Below are 22,967 nucleotides of genomic sequence, written 5' to 3' on the forward strand. Positions count from 1 at the left end.
ATTGTAGTTCTCCTTAGTCTTTTCCCATGCTCTCTAATTTTATAATCATATTGTGCGGCAGAAGCTTTGCTCCCAGATCCGCTGCTTTCATCGCCATTCCATAGACAGATACCGGCTTTTTCCTCCTGGAATCGATCAGCGCCTGATGCACCACCTTTGCCGGGGCAGCCATAACCGCGTCCTTCCATTTATGCGGAAGCCTGCCGGATACGTCAAAAAATTCCGTGTCCACTGGCCCGGGGCAGACTGCGGTCACATAGATGCCGTCCTTTAAAAGCTCTGCACCCAATGCCTGTGAGAAACTGAGTACATAGGACTTCGTCGCCGCGTAGACCGCAAAATAGGGCTGCGGGCAAAAGGCAGCTGCGGACGCCAGATTCACAATCCGGCTTCCCCGTGTAAGGAACGGCAGGCAGGTCATGGTAAGACGGGTGAGTGCACGGCAGTTCAGATCAATCATCTCTTGCTGTGCCTCAGGCTCTCTTTCGGCGATCTCTTCAGCCGTTCCCATTTTGCCGAAACCTGCGGCATTCACCAGCATTCGCACATCCGGTTTTTCTTTCTCAAGTGCATCCAGTATCTCACTGTAAACCTTGTCTTCGAGCAGGTTTCCCTCGAAAATCCTGCATGGAATTCTGCTTGTCTTTGCCAGAGAAATAAGTCTTCCCTTCCTTCTGGCAGTGATCCAGATCTCGTCCAGCTCCCGGTAGAACCAGGGCAGCTGTTTCACAAATTCCCGGCCCATTCCCGATGAGGCGCCGCTTACTATTGCAATTCTCAATCTACACACCTTCTTTTTATACTAGTTTTTCTTTTTATGAACATTTCTGATTGCTTTTTTCTTAACCGGAACTTTTTTCTTACTCTCAGTCCTTTTTCTGCCATTCTCCCCGGCAAAAGCCCTTTCTTTCGCAAATCTGCGCGGCCGGATCAGGCATTTTTCCCAAAAACCGACCAGATCCATCCTGCCTGCCTTTTTCAGCGCCTCCATAACGAGGTCGTAGTTTTCCGGATTGCGGTATTGGATCAGCGCCCGCTGAAGCGCTTTCTCATGGGGATTTTTCGGCACGTATACAGGCTTCATCGTCCGCGGGTCCAGTCCGGTATAATACATACAGGTGGATATCGTGGACGGTGTGGGATAAAAATCCTGGACCTGTTCCGGCATATACCCCAGATCCCGGCAGTATTCGGCGAGCTCTACGGCGGCCTTCATATCCGAGCCGGGATGGGAAGACATCAGATAAGGAACCAGAAACTGCTTTTTTCCAAGCTTTTGGTTCATGTCCCCGTAGATCCGGGTGAACTCCTCGTACACCTTATGTTCCGGTTTTCCCATTTTTTCCAGCACTTCATCCGCCACATGCTCCGGAGCCACTTTCAGCTGTCCGCTCACATGATGTTCGCAGAGTTCCCTTAAAAATGTCCGGTCCCGATCGGCAAGCAGATAATCAAACCGGATGCCTGACCGTATGAACACTTTCTTTACTCTGGGGATCTCTCTTAATTTTCTCAAAAGATCTACATAATCCCTGTGGTCCGCCCGCAGATTCTTACAGGGATGCGGAAACAGGCACTGTCTTTCCCTGCAGACTCCATACTGCAGCTGCTTGCTGCAGGACGGCTGCCTGAAATTCGCTGTAGGACCGCCTACATCATGGATATACCCCTTGAAATCCGGCTGTTCTGTGAGGATTTTGGCCTCCTCAAGCAGCGATTCATGGCTCCTGGCCTGGATAATCCGTCCCTGATGGAAGGTCAGGGCACAGAAACTGCATCCCCCAAAGCAGCCGCGGCTGCTGGTCAGACTGAATTTGATCTCCGAGAGGGCCGGCACACCTCCTGCTTTCTCATAGGCCGGATGCCAGGTACGCATAAAGGGCAGCGCGTAGATATCATCCATCTCTGTCTGACTCAGTGGTTTTGCCGGCGGATTCTGCACGAGAAACAATTTATCTCCATAGGGTTCGGCAAGCCGCTTTCCTGAAAATGGATCGGTATTCTGATACTGGATATAAAAGCTCCGGGCATAAACCTCCTTCTTTTCCGAGATCTCCTGAAAGGAAGGAAGCATAACCGCATCGTAGATGGAGTCCGGGTCTTTCACCTTCACCACCGTCCCGTCCACATAGGTCAGGTCAGATACGGCAATTCCCGCCTCAAGGGCTTCTGCAATCTCTAACACCGAGCGCTCGCCCATTCCATATGAGATGATATCCGCACCGGAGTCCAGCAGGACGGAGCGTTTCACCCTGCCGGACCAGTAATCATAATGTCCCAGCCTCCGCAGGCTGGCTTCAATCCCTCCCAGAATAACGGGCGTATGCTTGTACGTCCGGCGGATCAGGTTGCCATAAACGACTGCCGCATAATCCGGCCGTTTCCCCATCTCCCCGCCCGGTGTGTAAGCATCCTGGCAGCGCCGCTTTTTGGAGACGGTGTAATGGTTGACCATGGAGTCCATATTGCCGGCTGACACCAGAAACCCAAGCCTCGGCTCCCCATACTCGGCAATGCTCCCCGGATCTTTCCAGTCAGGCTGGGAGATCAGGCACACCCGGTAGCCATGCGCCTCCAGCATGCGGCTGATAATAGCCGGCCCGAAAGAAGGGTGGTCCACATACGCATCCCCTGTCACATAGACAAAGTCCGCGCGGTCCCATCCTCTTTCCAGCATCTCTTTTCTGCATAACGGTAAAAAAACCTGATTCATCATTTATACTCCACATATTTCATAGGTATGATTCTTAATATCATAATAATCGCGGATAAAATAATCCGCCAGTTTCTTCTTCTCCGCCTCATCCTGCCGCGAAAAATCATCATCCACGGCGCAGACAGACATGCCCGCATTCTTTCCCGCCTCGATTCCCCTCGGGACATCCTCGAACACCAGACAGGTCTCCGGCCGCACCTTCAGATCTTCTGCCACTTTCAGATAGACATCCGGAGCAGGTTTTCCGGCCGCCACCTCGCAGGAAGTGCGCACGGAAGAAAAGTAGTGTTCGATATGAAGCGCCTTCAAAGTCGCGTCCACCAGTTCTCTGGCATTGCTCGTGGCAATCCCCATCCGGATCCCCAGCGAGCGGAGATGTTCCAGAAATTCCCCTGCCCCGGGCTTCAAGGGCACCTTCGTTGTATACAGCCCGAATGTCATCTCCATCCACTCCCGCCGCACATCATCCAGGGTGCAGGTAAGACCGGGAAAAGTATCCAGAAAATACTGTGCCGTCTCCGTGTAGCTCATTCCCTCGATCGCCTTCTGAAAATTCGCAGGCACCGTAAGATTATATTTATCCATATACTGCACGTCCACCTCCGGCCAAATCCACATGGAATCCACCAGAGACCCGTCCAGGTCAAAAATGACCGCTTTTTTATCTTCTAACATAATGCTTCCAACTCTTCCTTTGTCAATTCTCTGTATGCACCGGTTTCCAGGTTCTCATCCAGCTTCAGGCTGCCCATCTGCAGTCTTTTCAGATAGATCACTTCTTTTCCAACAGCCTGGAACATCCGTTTCACCTGATGAAACCTGCCCTCCCGAATCGTCACCCGAATCTTCGATATCTCTCCCGATTCCAGTATATCCAGCTTTGCCGGCAGGGTTCTTTTCTCATCTCCAATATCAAGACCCACGGCAAATGCTTCCGCATCCGCCGCTGTCACCACGCCCTGTATCCGTGCATAATAAACCTTATCCACATGCTTTTTTGGTGAAAGCAGCCTGTGCGCCAGCGCACCATCGTTTGTAATCAGAAGCAGCCCTTCTGTATCCTTGTCCAGGCGTCCCAACGGAAACAGATCGTCTCTTTGCCTGCTTGTTATCAGATCAATAACCGTCCGTTGCCTCGGATCCTCCGTGGCAGAAATAACCCCTGCCGGCTTATTCAGCATATAATACTCATATGCAATATAACCCACAGGCCTTCCCTGATACCGGATCTCATCCGTCTCCGTGTCCACTTTGCACTCCGGCTTTTTTACAACCGCGCCGTTCACTTCCGTCAGGCCCCTTGTAATCGCCTTCTTCACTTCACTACGGGTTCCAAGCCCCATATCTGCCAGATACTTATCTAATCTTAACTTCATAACTTATCCCATTCCACGGTTTTAAGACATCCACCGCCAGCCCGGCAGATATTTATTCTTCAGTGTCTGATTCGCCAGCTTGCCGAATCCAAGCGGATAACCGTCCACACATACCAGGTACCAGCCTTTCTCTTTTAAGGCAGCCATATCCTCCACATCCAGGGTATCGCCTTTCAGATACTTAATCACCCTGTCATCCTCCAGCGGGAAATCGAGAATCTTTTGATACTCCTGCTTTTTCAGGCACATAGCCAGCGCTTGACTGGGTTCAAACCGGTTCTTCTTCAGCTCTCCCAGAAGCAGTCCCGAACGCAGGAACCTGACACCTCTCAGCTCAGGAAGCCCGTCCGGCATATAATAAATCCTCTCCCCATGTATATCCAGCCGGGAAGGATCCAGCTCCCAGGTCGTATCCTGCAGAAATTCCGCCAGTTCCTCCGGCAGTTTTCTGCCCTTTCCCTGTCCTGACATGCATTTCTGTCTGTTCCCATTCTCCTCAAGTTCAGGAGAATGTGCTTTTTTCAGCAGTGCAAGATAATGCCCTTCCCCCTTCATCCTGTGCGGGAATATCCGCACGGTTTCTGCAAGTCCGGGATTGCCGCCCTCTGTTACCTCCGGCATGCCTTGTGTGAACCCGTCATAGGGTTCAATCGGGCAGACCGCAAATTCCGGATACTGAGAAATCAGATACTCTATCGTCTGCTCATTTTCCGAGGCATCGAAAGTGCAGGTCGAGTACAGAAGCATCCCGCCCGGCTTGAGCATAGCAGCCGCCTGCGTGATAATACTCCTCTGGAGTTTGGAAAAAAATTCAGGACCATGCTCCTCCCATGCCTTCACCATCTTTTTATCTTTGCGGAACATGCCCTCCCCTGAACAGGGAGCGTCAATCAGAATTTTATCAAAATACTCCGGAAAATATTCGGTCAGTTTTCCAGGTTCTTCGCTCAGCACCAGCATATTGCCGATTCCAAACAGTTCCAGGTTCTTCAAAAGCCCTTTTGCCCTGGAATTGCTGATATCATTGGCGATCAGGACACCTTCTCCCTTAAGCTTAGCCCCCAGTTCCGTAGCCTTCCCGCCCGGCGCTGCACAGACATCCAGCACCCGTTCCCCCGGTTCCACCGGCAGGCGGCTGGCAGGCGTCATAGCACTCGGCTCCTGCAGATAATACAGCCCCGCAAAGTAATAAGGATGTTTTGCGGGCTGTACCTGTTCCCCATCATAATAAAATCCGTTGGAAATCCACGGAATCGGCTCAAGCGGCCAGGGAGCAATCTTCAAAAACTGTTCCACACTGATCTTATTTGTATTCACACGCAGCCCATAGTGGCGCGGCTCATCAAAGCACTCCAGGTAGGCGTCATATTCGTCCCCCAGAAGACCTTTCATTTTCTCTTCAAATGCTTTCGGTAAGTTCATATCAAATCCTCCACATGAAACTGATTATATCATAAATCCCCCTGTAGGACTAGAGCTAAATGTGGGAATGGGGGGGGAGACTTTTTGGGATGAGGGGGACGCAAATGACGAGGCGGGGACGGCTCATGGCGGGGCAATGTCTGCTGGTGAAATGTCCTGACACTTCGCTAAGAAGCTGTAGAAGAAAACGGAACGGAAAGGGAGGTACGTGCCGCATTTGGCCCGAATGCCGATGCATTCGCGCCGCAGGCGGCACCAGAATCTGCCTGGTAAGGCAAATTCTGCCCTCCCTTTCCGTTCCGTTTTCTTCAACAGCTTCTAACGCTTGCTTTATGGACTTTTCACCAGCAGACATTGCCCCGCCATGAGCCGTCCCCGCCTCGTCATTTGCTGTTGCATCCAAACGGTAGGGAACCCGCGCAGGCAATTCCATCCGCCTCCCCCGTCTATTCTCCCAACCAGGTTACGGGCCTCTTTTTTTCCGGCCGGATGAACCAGCCGGGCGTGGAATGGGATGGGGACGCACGGGGATGGGTCATTTCGTCTGCCCCATCCCCATGCGTCCCCATTCCATTCCACGCCCGGCGTCCCCCATCCGCTCCCGGGGCTAAAGCCCGTGAGCTAAGAATACTTTAGTTTGTGGGGTTCGAGATAGCGCAGCACCCAGTACGGATTGACGCTGATTTCCTCGTCGTTATGGAACAGATAGATTCCCACATGCAGATGAACCGGAAAGTTTCCTGTTGTTCCTTCGGTTTTGCTGTAGCCGGTGTCTCCCATGTAGCCCAGCAGGTCCCCGGCCTGTATGGTATCCCCTTCTTCTATGTCCGCATAGGAATCCAGGTGGGCGTAGTAGAAATAGGCGCCGCCCGGAGCCACGATGCCAAGGCGCCATCCTCCTTGTTCCAGCCAGCCTTTGTGGCGCACTACTCCGTCTGTCATGCTGACAACCGGATACAGGCCTCTCTCATTCTTGTCTGTCATGATGTCGGTTCCCTCATGACCGCGCTTGCCGCCGTAATTGCGCTCGTACATCCAGGAATCTACAAAGGATACTCCAGCCTCCGTTTTACCGGTGGGTGCAGGCACCGGGAAATACTTGACGTCGTTCCAGATTCCCCTGCACTGTGCGATGTATTCTTCCCAGCCCGGGCGGCCGGCCCATCGCTTTTTGAGTTCGGAGAACAGCTCCGGATCGGGGGTTTTCTTCAACGGGTCTGTCCCGAAATCTGTCTCCAGCCAATAAAGGCCCAGGTTTTCTCCCGGGTCTTTTGTATTCTGTATGTAGTTCAGCATCTCCTCATTGAGGGACTGCCTTCTGAAACCGTCTCCGGCAGCTGTATTTTCATTCAGCCGGGCGTAACCTCCCTGTATGAGAAGTTCATGAATGCCCACTGCCAGGAAAAATGCCAGAAGCAGATTCAGAAGGATATAGTTGTGCAATCTTTTTCTTTTCAACTTTTCAGATGTTCCTCTGCACACGTACTCTCTTTAATATATGAGCAGAAGAATGTCCTATTTGCATTCTTTCAGGATTTCTTTGATTATATTCCACATCCGCCAGGTTGAGGCAATGTCCAGCCGCTCGTGGACGGAATGGATATCAAACATTCTGGGGCCGAAGGATACACAGTCCAGTTCCGGCTTTTTCCCGGACAGCAGGCCGCATTCCAGTCCTGCATGTATGGTAGCAATCTCCGGCTTTTTTCCGTAGACCTTCTCGAATACCCCTGCCACAATCGGACGGATTCTGGAATCTTCTTTGTACATCCATGCCGGATAGGAACCGGTAATCTCGTAAGTGCCTCCAAGGAATTCTGCCCAGCCTGTCAAAGCCTCCTTAAGCTCCTCCAATCTGGAAGAAACAGAACTTCGGATCAGCAGGATAAAGGAGATCTGATTCTCCCCGGTCTTCACAACACCCAGATTGTCGGACGTCTCTACCAGGCCCTTTAAAGACCTGCTGAACCCGTACACTCCATTCTGGCAGTTGTTCAGGAAAAAGATGACCTTGTTTTTGTCCGCATCGGAAAAAACGGATTTCTCCTCATGTTCTGTCTTAATAACTGAGATATCAAGCCCTGGCTCATCTGCGCCGAATTCCTGCCTCCAGGTATTCAGCATGTTCTCGATGATCAGTTCTGCTTTTACGCTGTCCTGCACAACGATGGTGAATTTGCTGACAGAGGTGATGACGTTGTCCTTTGCACCGCCCTGAATCTCAGCAAGGGCAATGTCCATATTCTGGTTCAGCCTGTTTAAAAGACGTCCGGCCAGTTTGTTGGCGTTGCCGCGCTGCTGGTCAATCTCCACGCCTGAGTGCCCGCCTTTCAGCCCATGGATGGTAACATCAAGGCAGCTGCCTGCAGCCTTTTTCCTGCCGACAGGCAGATCCAAGCGGAAGGTTAAACCCCCGGCACATCCTGCTATAATTGTATCTTCGTCCTCTGAATCCAGATTCAGAAGCATCTTTCCTTTCAGCGGCGTAAGGTCAATCCCTTCTGCTCCGCCCATTCCCACTTCCTCATCCACCGTAAAGACAGCTTCCAGCGGAGGATGCGGGATGTCACTGCTGTCCAACAGTGCAAGTGCGATAGCCACGGCAATTCCGTCGTCAGCCCCCAAGGTGGTATCCCGCGCCCTTACAAACCCATCCTCTACATAGAGATCCAGCGGGTCTTTTGTGAAATCATGATCCGAATTCTCTGCTTTTTCACATACCATATCCAGATGCCCCTGGATGATGACCGGTTCACTCTCCTCATATCCTTTTGTTCCGGGCTTTTTGATGATGACATTATTCAATTCGTCCTGAATGGCCTCCAGCCTTCTCTCTGCCGCAAATGCCATGCAGTAATCACTGACTGCTTTTGTATTGAAAGTTCCCCTCGGTATCCGGCTCAGTTCCTCAAAATAGTGAAACACTTCCACTGGTTCCAGTTCATTTAATATCGGCATTGTTATATTCCCCTTCCTATATAGCTGTTATGTTATAACTGTTCCGTTTTGAACAGCTGGATTGTTCTCATTTGTATGGCAGTTCAGATGGTTCTGAACTGTTATCATTTTGTCACAGAGGGCATAAAAAATCAACCCGTTTCATATATCTTTAATAACATTTATCTGGCTGATCTGCAAGGAGTAACTCTTATGAAACATAACCTGGCCGGAATCGGGATTGTGATCCTTTTTGCTCTCATGCTCATCTCTCCCAAGGCGGTATTTAACGGAGCCAGTGAGGGGCTCCTTCTCTGGTTTCAAATCATTTTGCCGACCCTGTTTCCCTTTATCATCATCACCAACCTCCTGCTCTGCACCGACAGTATCCATTACATATCCAGGGCATTCGGCAAGGTTTTGTGCCGCATATTTAAAGTATCTGAAAGCGGAAGTTTTGCTATTATTGTCGGTTTTCTCTGTGGATACCCCATGGGGGCGAAAGTAACCGCCGACCTGATTACAACAGGCTATGTCACAGAGGATGAAGGCCGGTACCTTTTGTCTTTCTGTAATAATACCAGTCCGGTGTTTATCCTGAACTTTATCGTCTGGAAAACGCTTGGCAGGGAAGAATATCTTCTCCCCTCACTTCTGATTCTTTTGGGCACGCCTATGCTGATGAGCATTCCCTTCAGAAGATTCTATCTGCACGGGCAAAAAAACTTTCCGGCGTTGAAAAAGACCGGCCAAAGCAAAACAGACTGGGGATTTCGCATTGTGGATACCTGTATCATGGACAGCTTTGAAACCATTACAAAGGTCGGCGGATACATCATTCTCTTTTCCGTGATACTGGCTCTCGTACAGTCCGCACCCTGGCAGCCGGCTCCAGTCCGGATGATACTGCCGGCACTGGAGGTTACGAATGGGATCGCCCTGATCGGGAAATCCACACTGCCTTTTACGATTCAGTATCCTGCAATTCTGGCACTGACCTCCTTTGGAGGCATATGCGCCGCTGCACAGACACAGTGCATGATACAGAAGACCTCACTCTCCGTCATCCCCTATACATTAGAAAAGCTGGCCACCGCGGGGGTGACCAGCCTGATTGCTGTTCTTTATTTACAGATCATCTAATCCATCCTGTGGAATATACTGGCCGTCATCGTCGACAGGCACTTCCAGTTCCGCACGGTTGGTACGAACCACATCATAACATTCCTGAAGGGAATTAATCAGACCGTCATACTTGGTGGTGTAGCTGTCCAGTGTATGTCCGATTATGCTCTCGGCGTTGGCCAGCAGATCATCCGTATACTGGATGGCCCCGATGCGTATTGCGTTGGCGTCTGCTGTTGCATTGTCGATAATCTCCTGGGCCTGTGCGGTTGCCTGTGTTACAATCTCATTCGCCTGGGAGTAAGCCTGCTGCATGATCTCATGCTCGCTGACCAGCTCTGTTGTCTGTACCTGTGCTTCTTCTATCATAGCGTCCGCTTTCGCCTGGGCATCTGCCAGGATCGCATCGCGGTTGCTGATAATCTTTTGATATCTTTTAATCTCATCTGGTGTCTTCATTCTGAGTTCGCGCAATAACTCGTCCAGATGTTCCTTATTTACGATGATCTTCGTAGTGGACAATGGCTGGAACTTACAATCCCTGTCAATGTACTCTTCGATCTCCTCAATAATCTGCTCAATGCGGCTGCTCATAGTTACACTCTCCTTTTTGCGTTCATCTTTTTCTCCAGCTCCGATGACACAGCTTCCGGCACAAATTGTGATACGTCTCCCCCAAAAGCTGCGATCTCTTTCACGGTAGTGGAACTCAGGTAAGAATATTCAATACTCGTCGTCAGGAACATCGTCTCGACGCTCGGTTCCAGCTTATGATTCGTCTGGGACATCTGCAACTCATATTCAAAATCGGTAATCGCACGTAAACCGCGGATTACGACATCTGCCCCCTGTTGTCTTGCAAAATCAATCAATAGTCCATTAAACAGGACAATTTTGACATTTGTCAAGTCTTTTGTTACTTCCTCTAACATTTTAACACGTTCTTCTGCAGAAAACAACGGCATTTTCGCATTATTATTCAGCACTCCGACAATTAATTCATCGACGATTTTACAGGATCTTTTGATAATATCCAAATGCCCGTATGTAACAGGGTCAAAGCTCCCCGGGTAAATAGCTCTTAACATATTTCTTCCTTTCCGGCCTTTTCAATGAAGACATGTTTGTTCGTTTTATACTCTTTCTCTTTGAGCATAGAAAATCCCAGGCCTTCAAGATAGGAAAAATCTGTTTCTCTTGAGGCCTCCACGATGATGACGGTATCCTCATACACCAGTTCGGATCCGGCGAGATATTCCAGCACCCGTTTCTCCAGCTCTCTGTCATAGGGCGGATCCATATATATGAAGTCGAATACCTTATCGCCTTCCAGCTGATAGAGCGCCGCCATGACATCTCTTGTGAGCGTGAGCGCCTTTGCCTCCAGCCTTGTATTTTTGAGATTCTCTTTAATGCATGCCATTGCTTTTGGGTTATTCTCGACAAAAACAGCTTCCCTGGCGCCCCGGCTCAGAGCTTCGATGCCAATGCCTCCGCTTCCGCCGAACAAATCCAGAAATACGCTGTCATAGATGGTCGGCGCAATCATATTGAATAAAGTTTCTTTAATCCTGTCCGTCGTTGGCCGTGTGTCCAGACCGTCCAATGTCTTTAATTGTATCCTTTTGGCACTTCCTGCAATCACTCTCATAAACAACACCCTCATTCTTCTGAAACAGTTCAGACAAGCCTGAACTGTTACGCATCCAGCCATTAAAATCGCTTTGCGATGGGCTGGATGCCTCCATCGCAGCGTTTTCGTACGGTCTGTGCCGTAAATGCGCAGACCTGTCTGAGCTTTTAAAATCTTCTAACTATGCAGAATTTTAGCAGAAAAAAGCACTTAGGTCAATCCTAAGTGCTTTTTCTTACGAAATTTGCTTATTTACCAGCCATCTGTCTTTCCTGCTGTTCGATCATTTTCTTAACCATATAACCACCAACAGAACCATTCTGCTTAGAAGTTAAATCTCCATTGTAACCGTCTGTAAGCGGTACTCCCAGCTCGCTGGCTACCTCATATTTGAATTTGTCCAGTGCACTTTTAGCCTCTGGTACGGCTGCTCGATTAGATGAACGACTTGCCATGATAATTTCCTCCTTCTCGTAACTTCTGTTACTTTTTCAGATTTTTTTTATAACACTGTTGTGTGTTACAACCATAGTATATGGAGGTTTTTATCTTTTACACTGGAAGTTCCTGCCTTCTTTAACGATTTTTGTAAATCAGTATAAAACAGCGGTTTTACGGGCTTAAAGGGTGGTCTCTAACATCACTTCGGACATGTATTTGTTTAAATGGACCTTCATTTTTGCATGGTTTTCCTCTGTAAGCTCCGGATCTTTTTCTAAAAGTTCCTGTGCGGCTTCATTTGCTCTCTGTAGAATTTTAGCATCCTGGAACACATCCCCCAGAGCAAAATCTAAGAGACCGCTCTGTCGGATTCCAAACAGATCGCCCGGTCCTCTGAGCCTCAGATCTTCTGACGCAATAAAAAACCCGTCATTTGATTTATTCAGAATCTCCAGTCTTTCTTTCGTTTCTTTTGATTTTGAGGCACTCATGAAAATGCAGTAGGACTGATATTTTCCCCGCCCCACACGCCCGCGCAACTGATGCAGCTGGGCAAGCCCGAACCGTTCCGCATTTTCAATCAGCATCACCGTAGCGTTCGGCACATCAATACCGACCTCGATGACTGTTGTAGAAACCAGAATCTGGATCTCATTTTTTCCGAATGCTTCCATGATCTCATCTTTTTCGGCCTGCTTCATCTTGCCGTGCAGAAAAGAGATTTCAATTCTGTCCCCCAGCGCTTCCCTCAGCAGCTCTGTATAGTCTATCACATTTTCCGCCTCCAGGTTCTCGCTTTCTTCCACCATGGGGCAGATCACATAGCACTGACGGCCCGCTTCCACCTGCTTTTGCATAAAACGATAAGCCGTATTGCGGTATCCGGTGTCCACCACGCAGTTTTTAATTGGCAGCCGGTTGCTGGGCAGCTCATCGATCACAGAAATATCCAGATCTCCGTACAGGATGATCGCCAGCGTGCGCGGAATCGGCGTGGCGCTCATGACCAGAATGTGCGGCATCTTTCCCTTCCCCGCCAGCATTTCCCTCTGCTTTACCCCGAAACGGTGCTGTTCATCGGTCACTACCAGGGCCAGATTATGGTATACTGCCTTCTCCTGGATCAGCGCGTGGGTTCCTACGATGATGTCCGACTCTCCTGAGGCTATTCTTTCGTAGGCCTCCCGCTTCTCTTTTGCAGTCATTGAGCCTGTCAGCAGCTCGGCATGCAATGGGATGTGGTATTGTCTGAACATGGAGGTAATATTTTCGTAATGCTGCTTTGCCAGCACCTCCGTAGGCGCCATCATAGCCCCCTGGAAACCATTCAGCCCTGCATACATCAGGCCCAGCAGTGCAACGATTGTCTTGCCCGAGCCGACGTCCCCCTGGACAAGCCTGGACATAACATTGGGGCCTGACATATCCCGTTTTATTTCACCCCAGACCTTTTGCTGTGCATTCGTCAATTCATATGGAAGAGACGCCAAAAACTGATCGATCTCCGGCCGCTCTACAAATACAAATCCATTTGCCGCCTTGTCCTCCCGCACCTTCAGATTTTTAAGGGAAAGGATGAAAATCAGGAATTCTTCAAATACAAGGCGCTCCCTGGCATGATAGAATTCTTCTTTTGTCTCCGGAAAATGAACGCCGCGGACGGCGTAATTATATTCCGCCAGATGGTACTTCATGCGGATGTCCTCCGGCAGAAACTCCTGCCTCAGATCCAGGTACTGCATGGCCTGCATCACGGCCTTTTTTACTGCATTGTTTGTAAGCCCGCTGGTCAGCGGATACACCGGCTGTAAAGTATTTCTCTTTTCCTCGTATTTTGCACTCGGGTAAAAGATCTCAGGGTGCTCCATAACCAGTCCATCCCTTTTTCTGACAACACGGCCGCGCAGAGTGATAATCCCGCCCCTGGGCAGCGTATTTTTTAGAAAAGGCATCCGAAACCAGATCACTTTTAAAGTGCCTGTCAGGTCCTTGACATAAAGCGTCGTCACCTGCATTTTTTTGCTTCCCCCAAGCTGCACTCTTCCAAATATGGCGCCGGTAACAGTTACCGTCCTGCCTTCTTCTGCCTCTCCGACCGGGACCGGCTCATCATAGACATCGTAGCCGCGCGGATAATACCGCAGCAGATCCCCGATTGTCCGTATGCCTGCCTTCTCAAAAAGGGCCTGCGTCTTCTCACCGATTCCTTTTAGTGTGCTTATTTTAGAATTTTCATTCATAGGTCTTTTTATTCTCCCATCGGACAATTACAAAACAGGATTGAGTTCGAAACGGGTCAGCTTCCCTTCTGGGAAACTGGCCCGCCTTATCTGCAATGATCTGTTCTACTCTACGGATAATACATAGTAATATATCGGCTGTCCGCCAAAATGTGCATCCACGTCCGCATCCGGATACAATTCCTCAATCTCCTGTGCAAAGCGGACGGCATCCGCCTCCAGGACATCCTGTCCGTAATACAGGCTGATCAGCTCCGTATCCTCGTCTACCAGTGAGGTGAGCATCTCTTTTGCCACGCCTTCTACAGACTGTCCTACTGCAAGGATCCCTGCGTCGCCGATTCCCATGATATCGCCTTCATGGATCTCTTTGTCATCAATATGGGTATCCCGGACAGCATATGTGATCTGTCCGCTCTTAACATTTTTGATCTCTTCATTCATGTTCTCGGCATTGGTATCAATATCGGCCTCAGGCATGTAATTGATTACCGCCGTGATTCCCTGCGGAACAGTCTTCGTCGGTATAACCAGGATATCCTTGTCTTTGGTCAGGGACTGCGCCTGATTGGCCGCCAGGATAATGTTCTTATTATTCGGAAGGATGAAAATATGATCCGCATTCACCGCATCTATCGCTGTCAGCATATCCTCCGTGCTCGGATTCATCGTCTGTCCGCCTTCAATAATATAATCTACCCCGAGTTCTCTGAATATCTCATTCATTCCCTCTCCGATAGATACTGCAATGAAACCGACTTTTTTTCTGGTTTCCGGCTTTTTAACCGCTTTTTTCTGCTCAGCCGCCTGCTTTTCGGCGTCCTTGATCAGCTTCTCCTGGTGTTCCTCGCGCATGTTATCAATCTTCATGCGTGACAGCTGTCCATAGGTGAGCGCCTTCTGGATCGCCAGCCCAGGATCATTCGTGTGTACATGGATCTTTACAATGTCTTCGTCCGCAACACACACAATGGAATCGCCGATGGATTCCAGATAAGCCTTGAACTCCGTCTCATTTGTCTCAGAAAATGGCTTTGAAGTCATAATAATAAACTCGGTGCAGTATCCAAACTTGATATCTGCCTCCGCCTGTGCCCCGGGCCTCACCATACTTGTACCTGAACTTGCCTCGATGGCGCTGTAATCAATCTCTTTTCCCTGGAAAGCGTCGTATGCACCGTTCAATACTTCTACCAGACCTTGTCCGCCGGAATCTACTACGCCGGCATCCTTCAGCACCGGAAGCATATCGGGAGTCTTTGAGAGCACATATTCCGCATGTTTCAGAACTTCGGGAATAAAAACTTCCAGATCATCTGTCGTCTCTGCCATCTCTGCCGCCTTCTGGGCAATGCCCTTTGCTACCGTAAGTATGGTTCCCTCTTTCGGCTTCATAACCGCCTTATATGCCGTAGCGCGGGCACGGTCACATGCCTGGGCAAGAACCTGTACGTCGATCTCTTTGTATTCACGTATCTCTTTTGTAAAACCTCTGAGAAGCTGTGACAGGATTACTCCTGAATTTCCTCTGGCCCCGCGGAGGGATCCTGAGGAGATTGCTTTTGATACGGACAGCATATCCGGCTGTTCCAGCGCACTGACTTCTTTGGCCGCCGACATAATCGTAAGTGTCATGTTCGTCCCCGTGTCACCGTCCGGTACCGGAAATACATTCAGTTCGTTTATAAATTCCTTTTTAGCCTCCAGATTTGCTGCCCCTGCCAAAAACATCCTGGTTAGCAGCTCTGTATTTATCGTTTTTGTTGCCACGACGAGTATCCTCCTTAATCAATCACTCTGACACCTTCGACGAAGATGTTTATTTTATCTACGGTCATGCCGGTAAATTCCTCTACCTTATACTTTACATTGTTCATCAGATTGTCAGAGACTGAAAGAATGTTCACTCCATATGCAACAATCACGTGAAAACCTAGTTCCAGTACATTATCATCAGAAAGCTCCACGTGAATTCCGTGAGTCAGGCTTTCTTTTTTTAACAGCCTGACAAAGCCGTCTTTCATATTAACCGCAGCCATCCCGACGATCCCGAAACACTCAACCGCCACGGAGCCTGCATACTTGGCAATTACATCGGGATTGATCGTAATAATTCCAAGATCCGTACTCATGCTACCCTTCATCATATATAACCTCCAGTTCTCGAATGGATTTTTCGCATAATCAACACAGGTATTATACTCTCTTTATCACAAATTTACAATATAGATTCATAAAGTGCTGCCAAAACATCCAGAATCTGCTCCTCCGGTATGCTTCCGCTGTCCAGACAGATATCGTATTGGGTCATATCTTCCCACTTTTTGTCCGTAAAGTAGTTATAATAATATCTGCGCTGTTTGTCAATCTTTTTTATAAGGGCGGCGGCCTCACGCTCGTCAATGGAGGCACGCTCCATAATTCTCTCAACGCGCTTTTCAAATGGCGCATGTATAAAGACGCTTCTGCTCCCTTTTGTACCTTTCAGTATATCGTCGGCGCATCTTCCCACGATGATACAGTCTTCCTTCTCCGCAAGCCCTTTGATGATCTCCGCCTGGGTATAGAAAAGAACATCATTCATAGGTTCAAAGCGGAACTTCCTCTCCATCTGCACCTCGTCCTCCACCGGATATCTCCACGGATTCGCTCTCTTCTCATCAACCTTAAGCAGTTCTTCATAGGAAATGTGCTGCCTCTCTCCGGCTATCTTAATCAACTCTTTATCATAATAATGAATCCCGAGCCTCTGAGATAATTTTTTTGCAATATCATGCCCGTTGCTTCCGTACTGCCTGCCAATCGTAATCACCCGTCTGCCCATAGTATTCCCCACTTTCCGCCCGGTTTGAAGGCTTCATTTTCTTATTTAAATTCTATGTCAATTTTAACATGAATTCGAAATTATGGGAACCCAAAAAGAAAAACCGCCTTCTTTTTTCATTTTACTTCCATAAATTCAAAAAAATGCTTGCTTTTAGAAATTCTTTCTGCTAAAATAACAGTGTTGTGAGTCTGTAAGGACTATTTCAGATTGTTAGGAGGTGCAATGATGGCTAAATGTGCTATTTGTGAAAAGGGTGCTCACTTCGGAAACAATGTAAGCCACTCTCATAGAAAAACACCAAAGATGTGGAAATCAAATGTGAAATCCGTTAGAGTTAAAACAGAAGGCGGATCTAAAAAAATGTACGTTTGTACTTCCTGCTTAAAATCAGGACGCGTAGAACGTGCTTAATCTGAACATCAAACGACACGGGGGTACTCACTATAAAGTGGGTACTTTTTTTATGCGGGTTTTTAGTGTCTGGATGGGGGCGCCTGTGCAAGGAGGGGAAGATGCGGCTGGGAACAGGGAATGCTCTTTCTGTATACGGGTCATTTGCTAAGAACGGCTAAATGAAAAACCTGCTGTATTTTGAGGCACCGGAGACATTCACTGCACAATCTTGATGATTGTGCAGCTCAGGTCTCCTTGAAATCGGCTTTGTGAGCCGATTTCATCCTCAAAATACAGCAGGTTTTTCATTAAGCCGTTCTAACGCGCATTTTACGCATTCAGAAAGAGCATTCCCTGTTCCCAGCCGCATCTTCCCCTCCTTGCACAGGCTAGGCGCATCCGGACGGTAGAAAAAGCGTAAAAATGGGGGAGGTACCTGCGGTGGCAGCGGATTGGGCTGGGAAAACGGATAAATTGGGCTGGAGATGGTTGGTATTTGTAATACCCCATACCTTTAACTACCTATATGTATGATTAATTGCCTGTGGCACCAATTTTCAACAAATCCTTATACATAGATACTTCCGCGCCGGAAGGCAAATACGCCGCCCCCGTCCGTCCCGGCCGGATGCGCCAAGCTGAGGGGGAGTCGGGACTGGTTTCCGGCGGGGCTGTATATGCCGTTTGGACGCCCTCAGAACGCGATTAGAAGCAGTTGCAGAGAAAATGTGGGGAATAGAGGGCAGGATTTGATTTTCCAAATCAAATCCTGTTGCCGCCGGCGGCGCGAATGCATCGGCATTCGGGCCAACTGCGGCAAGTACCTCTATTCCCCACATTTTCTCTGTTACTGCTTCTTATCAAGTGGCGCGGGCATCCAAACGGCATATACAGCCCCGCCGGAAACCAGTCCCGACTCTCCCTCAGCGTCCCTACCCACAAAACAATTTATATCCTGCCGCCAGACATATGAATGTGACCAGCAGTCCGATTGCGTTGGGCAGTGCCAGCATGACGAACATTCCTATTGCAAACCAGAGTAATGCAAACCCTATTACTTTTTTCATAATCTGTCCCGCTTCCGGCAGGTGGTTTGGTATTATTTTATGCCCGGATTTTAAATTTGTGCATCATTTTCGGTGGAATCTTCGGAATTCAGGATGTCCATGACATCATCCTCGGTCACTTTGTCTTCTTTTTTCGTTGTGAACTTGTCTACCATGTCCGGTACCATATCCAGAAGCTTGGTGATGGTATCCTGGTTCTTGATGTTGACCAGCTTGGTTGTCCCGTTTTTGATGACAAGAACCGCGCTTGGGGTGATCTTGCCGCCCATTCCTCCTGTGCCTCTGCCTTTTTTATCACCGTTAAAATAACCGGCGCCCAGTCCGAACGATACATCCACCAGCGGGAGGATAATGGTATCGTTGATGTGGATCGCATCCCCCACTACTGTCTTGGATGTCACAACATTGTCCATTCCCTGAAATAACGCCTCCACAGTCTCCTTAAAATTACTTCCTTCTGCCATGCCTGAATCCTCCTTAATCTTTCATACTTATTTTGTTACAGTTCAAATTTTCTGATATGCCTGAATGTGGTGCGCACGTTTTTGTTCCATATAAGATTCCATCCCACAACCACCACATAGAGAACGCGCAGTTTGCCGGAAATTGCAATGTCCCCTTCCAGTACCCTGTGTTCAAAATCCGGCTGAATATTTGTATGTTTTCCCAGAAACGGATATATCATACTGATGAGGCCGAGCACCTTTCCCGTTATGCTTGGATCCTCAAATCCAAAATGGATATCTGCCTCCAGCCGCTTCGGCTTCAAAAAGCGCAGCAGCCGCCGCAGTTCTTTGAGTGCCGTGAAGAATGCGGATCTGTGGATCTCGTCCTCTATGAACTCCAGCAGTGTGTCCTTCTTCTCCAGCAATGACCTTATGGTATCACAAATCTTCTTAAATGTATATTTTATCTTATGATAAATTTTCTGTAACCATTTTACGCTTTTCTCATATTTTTTCTCAACTTTGGAAGCAATGCTTTCTTTTTCTGCCTCTGTTTTTTCATCACCGGACGGGGAGTGCTCATTGTCTGAATACTTCTCATTTCCCTTTTCCGAATCACGCATCTCTTCCCTGAGCAGTTTTTCCAGATTGTTTTCCTCCGCTGGATCTTCTTCTCTATATTTTTCCTGTAAATGCCCTTCCTTCTGCTCCTGATCCGAACGTTTCGCATCCGGGGGCTTCTCTTCCACTATGTTCTCGTCCTTCTGCTCTTCCGGCCGCTGCTGTGCGCCATTGTCCATCAGCTCTTCCAGCGCTTTCAGATCTTCCTCTTCGGTATGTTTCCCAGGCCTGGCGGGCTCGTGTGCCTCTTCCCAGTCTTCTTCCACGCCCCCATGCAGCTTCTTCCAGGCGATCCGTACTGTCCACATGAGCTTTCCCCCATCATAGACGGCACTGCCGCTCACAAGATGCATAAACCACGAAAACCGGATCTTCCCATAGAGAGAGTCCAGGGTTCCCCTGCACCTCCCCTCCGCCCGGTAACGCAGAGGCACAAAAAAGACAATGCAAATCAGCAATACCAGTAATCCCAGTATTGCAAGCAATATCCATCCTATAATTTTCAGAATCAAAAGGATTATATGTAACATCCGCTTTTACACTCTGCCTTCCTCATATTCTTTTTGGCGCCTCCGGATATAGCCCCGTATATCCAGATCATTGGTCTTTTTATAGATATCTTCTGCAATCGCCTCCACCAGATAGAGGGCATCATCATATCCTTTCGCAATCCCCACGACAAATACGGGCGTATTTTCATAGATATGCTGTTTGTACAGCAGGGAAGAATAAAATTCCAGATGATTCTGCTCCCCCTGCGAAAGCGTGATGACATAGACGGAAGGCTGCAGGCTGTTGCTTTCCAGCTTCTGCATGACCTTCTCCTTTTTATCCTCCAGGTCCTCACTGACATATAAGTCACAGTAAAATGTCATTTGCATACTCTTCACCACCTGGCTTTAATAGTAATAAGAATCCAGTATCTGCTTGGCAATCGGCACTGCCTTTGCCCCCGCATTTCCGTCATATCCTTCGATGATCACGCTGATCACCAGTTCCGGATTGTCTACATTTGTAAAACCGATGAACCAGGAGTGCGTCTTCTCCCCGTCATCCATGCTGTATTCTGCCGTTCCTGTCTTTCCGGCAGCTGTGTAGGACTGGCCGCTCAGCATCGTTGCCGTGCCCTCGTCTACAACGGCCTTCATATAATCCTTTAACTGAGATGCCTCATCGGAAGTCATCAGTCTTTTATAGCTCTTCGGAACATTTTTCCTGATTTCTGCTCCGTTTGCATTGGTTACCTTCTCCACAAGATATGGTTCCATCAGTGTGCCGCCGTTTGCAATTGCTGCAGTAATCAATGCCATATGGTATGGGCTGACCAGTGTCTCGCCCTGCCCCATGGCGGTCATCATCATTTCCGCACCGCTGGAATTCTCATTAATTCTGAAAGACCCTTTCGAGTAATCCAGAACAGACGGAAGCTTCTTATTAAATAGAAGTTCCTCCGCAGTTTCCCTGTAAGACGTCTTGTTCAGAGAAAGGCCGATATTTGCAAAAGAAGAATTGCAGGAATTGGCCATGGAACTTCTCAGATCCTGCAGGCCGTGCACCGTACTGTCAAAGCAGTGGATCGTAACTCCCTCTGCGGTAATCTCACCGGCACAGTCGTAGCTGTAATTGGCATAATCACTGTGCTCCCTGATGTATTCCAGCGCGGTCACCACTTTAAATGTGGACCCCGGCGCATACTGTCCCTGTGTAGCGCGGTTCAGCAGCGGACTTTCACTGTCGTCTGCATTCAGCGCTTCCCAGTTAGCCTCCACGCTGTTGGGATCATAAGTGGGCCCGGATACCATGGTCAGGATCTTCCCTGTGCTTGCCTCCATCACCACCACGGCCCCCTTATTGCCGCCAAGTGCATTGTAAGCCGCCTGCTGGAGATCTGCGTCAAGGGTTGTGACTACGGTGTCTCCCATATTCTTTTCGTCTTTGAATTCATTCATCAGCTTCTGCGGAAAAAAAGCATTCGAGGTGAGCAGTTCAAAGTTCTCAATGGATTCCAGCCCGCTCTTCCCGGTTGACGGAAAGCTGTACCCAACGACATGGGCAAAAGCCGCGCCATAAGGGTAATTGCGCACTTCCGTCCCGTCCTCCGCCACATTCGTCTCCGCCAGCACATTTCCGTTTTTATCCACAATATTTCCGCGGATTACGCGGTCCGCAAATGCGTCCTGCCGCTCATTATACGGGCTGTTTACAATAGTCTTGGCACGAACGATATTAAAATATACCATATAAGCCATTAAGGCAAGAAACAGAGCGACAAACAAGTACGTGACTCTAGCGAACTCTTTGTTTCGGAACTTCTTCGAACGCTGGTTTTTTGCCCGGCTGTTTTTTCCGCGGCGCCTTTCTTGGCTGTTCACTTCTTCGTAATTCTCTCTCTCTTCTCTTCTCAATAATCTCTTCCTCGTCTTCTCTTAAAATATACAGGCCCTGTATGATTCCAAACATAATCATTGTGCTCAGCATGGAACTTCCTCCATAGCTGATCAGGGGCAGCGTAACTCCCGTGGAAGGGATGAACTTAGTCACACCTCCGATTGTAAGGAACACCTGGAAAATATAGCAGGTTCCAAGGCCCAGAGCGATCAGTTTATAGAACTGATTATGGATCGCCATAGCAATGTTCAGGAACATCACATAACAGCTGACACACACCAGTACAAGACACAAGGCAAATATCAGCCCCATTTCTTCTGAGATGGCTGAGAATATAAAATCCTCCTCCGCTACGGGGATGCTGTCAGGAAGCCCCTGGTACAGGCCCATGCCGAACCAGCTTCCCGTCCCGATTGCAAACAGGGACTGCGCGACCTGGTATCCCCCCTCACTGTATGAAGCAAAAGGATCCTTCCAGGCAGAGACCCTGACCTGGATATGATAAAAAAGGTGGTATGCCAGCACCGCGGCTGCACTGCCTCCTCCGATCCCGGCCAGCGCATAAAGAGGCTGCCTTGTTGCTACATAAAGCATAACCAGATACACCACAAACATAATCAGGGCGGCGCCCAGGTCCGTAGACAGAACCAGAATCAGCACATGCAGCCCGGCCACAGCCGTCGTGATCACCACATTCTTAAACTCCGTAGACTTATTCAGACTTGCCGCCACATAAAATACAAATAAAATCTTTACGAATTCCGAGGGCTGGATTCCGAATCCCGCAATGGTGAATCCCAGCTTTGCGCCGTCGGAGAGCTGCCCCAGCACAGCAACCGCACCCAGGGCCAGAATCCCAACACCGGCATAGATATAAGTCCAGTCCTTTAAAAACTTCAGTTTTCGTATCAGCACCGGCACAAACAGCCCAATGACCGTGCCCACCACAGCAAAGACGAACTGCTTCACAGCCTTCGCATATGTCAGTCTCGTAATCATGATGAAACCGATACTCAGCAGCATACACATATTATTGACAATCAGCCGGGATACTTTCGGATAAAGCACCCGGTAAAGTACAAGTACTGCGATCAAAAGCACGACCTGTGCCCCGTAGAAAAAGATCAGCTTCTTTTCCTTCGTCTGCAGATACATGACAAGGTAGGCAGTAAATTGAATCAGGAACATCAGTACATTCTGTCTGATTAATATCCATTTTTTGTCTTCCTCATACACTTGCGCGAATATGGAAAAACAGGAAAATGTATACACTGCCATCAGTATAATCATAATATACTTCGATAATTCTACTACAATATTAACCACTTTTTCACC

At 48.7% G+C, this 22,967-nt stretch carries 23 protein-coding genes; 2 read left to right on the forward strand and 21 right to left on the reverse strand.

Annotation, left to right across the window (positions count from 1 at the left end; translation table 11 throughout):
* Window positions 1-13: 13 nt before the first annotated feature.
* The 7 genes from BN1938_RS20765 to BN1938_RS20800 form a co-directional block, all read right to left on the reverse strand.
* Window positions 14-781, reverse strand: a complete 768-nt coding sequence (locus tag BN1938_RS20765; RefSeq protein WP_050642329.1) for an SDR family NAD(P)-dependent oxidoreductase — start codon at window positions 779-781, stop codon at window positions 14-16.
* A gap of 21 nt (window positions 782-802) precedes the next feature.
* Window positions 803-2,716 carry a YgiQ family radical SAM protein gene (locus tag BN1938_RS20770; RefSeq protein ID WP_330581600.1) on the reverse strand — a complete coding sequence of 638 codons (1,914 nt, stop codon included), beginning with the start codon at window positions 2,714-2,716 and terminating at the stop codon, window positions 803-805.
* A complete protein-coding gene (locus BN1938_RS20775) occupies window positions 2,717-3,391 on the reverse strand; it encodes an HAD family hydrolase (protein ID WP_050642330.1) in 675 nt (224 codons plus the stop codon).
* Window positions 3,385-4,092: a pseudouridine synthase gene (locus BN1938_RS20780; RefSeq protein WP_050642331.1), complete on the reverse strand. Its 708-nt coding sequence runs from the start codon at window positions 4,090-4,092 to the stop codon at window positions 3,385-3,387. Before BN1938_RS20780 ends, BN1938_RS20775 begins: the two co-directional genes overlap by 7 nt.
* Window positions 4,093-4,113: 21 nt before the next feature.
* A complete protein-coding gene (locus tag BN1938_RS20785; RefSeq protein WP_050642332.1) occupies window positions 4,114-5,514 on the reverse strand; it encodes an RsmF rRNA methyltransferase first C-terminal domain-containing protein in 1,401 nt (466 codons plus the stop codon).
* A 621-nt stretch (window positions 5,515-6,135) separates the two neighbouring features.
* Window positions 6,136-6,972, reverse strand: a complete 837-nt coding sequence (locus BN1938_RS20795) for a M23 family metallopeptidase (RefSeq protein WP_242843896.1) — start codon at window positions 6,970-6,972, stop codon at window positions 6,136-6,138.
* A gap of 57 nt (window positions 6,973-7,029) precedes the next feature.
* On the reverse strand, window positions 7,030-8,472 hold the full coding sequence (locus BN1938_RS20800) for an aminoacyl-histidine dipeptidase (protein WP_050642335.1): 1,443 nt from the start codon (window positions 8,470-8,472) through the stop codon (window positions 7,030-7,032).
* A 192-nt stretch (window positions 8,473-8,664) separates the two neighbouring features.
* Between BN1938_RS20800 and BN1938_RS20805 the strand changes: the two genes are divergently transcribed.
* The gene (locus BN1938_RS20805) at window positions 8,665-9,594 is read left to right on the forward strand and encodes a transporter (RefSeq protein WP_050642789.1); all 930 of its coding nucleotides are present in this window, start codon (window positions 8,665-8,667) and stop codon (window positions 9,592-9,594) included.
* Here the strand turns inward: BN1938_RS20805 and BN1938_RS20810 are convergent.
* From BN1938_RS20810 to BN1938_RS20845, 8 genes are all read right to left on the reverse strand, one after another.
* A complete protein-coding gene (locus tag BN1938_RS20810) occupies window positions 9,580-10,170 on the reverse strand; it encodes an ATP synthase subunit B family protein (protein ID WP_050642336.1) in 591 nt (196 codons plus the stop codon). The genes BN1938_RS20805 and BN1938_RS20810 overlap by 15 nt on opposite strands.
* Window positions 10,171-10,172: 2 nt before the next feature.
* Entirely contained in the window at window positions 10,173-10,664 is a 492-nt protein-coding gene (coaD, locus tag BN1938_RS20815) for a pantetheine-phosphate adenylyltransferase (protein WP_025657506.1), read from the reverse strand.
* Window positions 10,658-11,227, reverse strand: a complete 570-nt coding sequence (rsmD, locus tag BN1938_RS20820) for a 16S rRNA (guanine(966)-N(2))-methyltransferase RsmD (RefSeq protein ID WP_050642337.1) — start codon at window positions 11,225-11,227, stop codon at window positions 10,658-10,660. The genes coaD and rsmD overlap by 7 nt, the downstream gene beginning before the upstream one ends.
* 230 nt (window positions 11,228-11,457) lie before the next feature.
* A complete protein-coding gene (locus BN1938_RS20825) occupies window positions 11,458-11,664 on the reverse strand; it encodes an alpha/beta-type small acid-soluble spore protein (RefSeq protein WP_025657508.1) in 207 nt (68 codons plus the stop codon).
* Window positions 11,665-11,829: 165 nt separating this feature from the next.
* Window positions 11,830-13,890: an ATP-dependent DNA helicase RecG gene (recG, locus tag BN1938_RS20830; RefSeq protein ID WP_050642338.1), complete on the reverse strand. Its 2,061-nt coding sequence runs from the start codon at window positions 13,888-13,890 to the stop codon at window positions 11,830-11,832.
* Between the two features lie 105 nt (window positions 13,891-13,995).
* Window positions 13,996-15,660, reverse strand: a complete 1,665-nt coding sequence (locus BN1938_RS20835; protein WP_050642339.1) for a DAK2 domain-containing protein — start codon at window positions 15,658-15,660, stop codon at window positions 13,996-13,998.
* Between the two features lie 14 nt (window positions 15,661-15,674).
* Entirely contained in the window at window positions 15,675-16,034 is a 360-nt protein-coding gene (locus BN1938_RS20840; protein WP_050642790.1) for an Asp23/Gls24 family envelope stress response protein, read from the reverse strand.
* A gap of 74 nt (window positions 16,035-16,108) precedes the next feature.
* Window positions 16,109-16,714, reverse strand: coding sequence for a cytidylate kinase-like family protein (locus BN1938_RS20845; protein WP_050642340.1), 606 nt, complete (start codon window positions 16,712-16,714; stop codon window positions 16,109-16,111).
* Window positions 16,715-16,942: 228 nt separating this feature from the next.
* Between BN1938_RS20845 and rpmB the strand changes: the two genes are divergently transcribed.
* Window positions 16,943-17,128, forward strand: a complete 186-nt coding sequence (gene rpmB / locus BN1938_RS20850) for a 50S ribosomal protein L28 (protein ID WP_009320597.1) — start codon at window positions 16,943-16,945, stop codon at window positions 17,126-17,128.
* Between the two features lie 914 nt (window positions 17,129-18,042).
* Here the strand turns inward: rpmB and BN1938_RS24105 are convergent.
* From BN1938_RS24105 to BN1938_RS20875, 6 genes are read right to left on the reverse strand one after another with little or no spacing between them, the layout of a single operon-like run.
* Window positions 18,043-18,177 carry a hypothetical protein gene (locus tag BN1938_RS24105; RefSeq protein WP_255350423.1) on the reverse strand — a complete coding sequence of 45 codons (135 nt, stop codon included), beginning with the start codon at window positions 18,175-18,177 and terminating at the stop codon, window positions 18,043-18,045.
* Between the two features lie 50 nt (window positions 18,178-18,227).
* A complete protein-coding gene (locus BN1938_RS20855; RefSeq protein WP_050642341.1) occupies window positions 18,228-18,641 on the reverse strand; it encodes a GerW family sporulation protein in 414 nt (137 codons plus the stop codon).
* 35 nt (window positions 18,642-18,676) lie between these two features.
* Entirely contained in the window at window positions 18,677-19,774 is a 1,098-nt protein-coding gene (locus BN1938_RS20860; RefSeq protein WP_050642342.1) for a DUF2953 domain-containing protein, read from the reverse strand.
* A 6-nt stretch (window positions 19,775-19,780) separates the two neighbouring features.
* Window positions 19,781-20,125, reverse strand: coding sequence for a hypothetical protein (locus BN1938_RS20865; RefSeq protein WP_050642343.1), 345 nt, complete (start codon window positions 20,123-20,125; stop codon window positions 19,781-19,783).
* Between the two features lie 18 nt (window positions 20,126-20,143).
* Window positions 20,144-21,649, reverse strand: a complete 1,506-nt coding sequence (locus tag BN1938_RS20870; RefSeq protein WP_330377637.1) for a peptidoglycan D,D-transpeptidase FtsI family protein — start codon at window positions 21,647-21,649, stop codon at window positions 20,144-20,146.
* Window positions 21,531-22,958 carry an FtsW/RodA/SpoVE family cell cycle protein gene (locus BN1938_RS20875; RefSeq protein WP_050642344.1) on the reverse strand — a complete coding sequence of 476 codons (1,428 nt, stop codon included), beginning with the start codon at window positions 22,956-22,958 and terminating at the stop codon, window positions 21,531-21,533. The genes BN1938_RS20870 and BN1938_RS20875 overlap by 119 nt, the downstream gene beginning before the upstream one ends.
* Window positions 22,959-22,967 lie beyond the last annotated feature (9 nt).

Source organism: Eubacterium sp. SB2, assembly GCF_001244405.1.
Taxonomy (GTDB): Bacteria; Bacillota; Clostridia; order Lachnospirales; family Lachnospiraceae; genus Faecalicatena; species Faecalicatena contortus_B.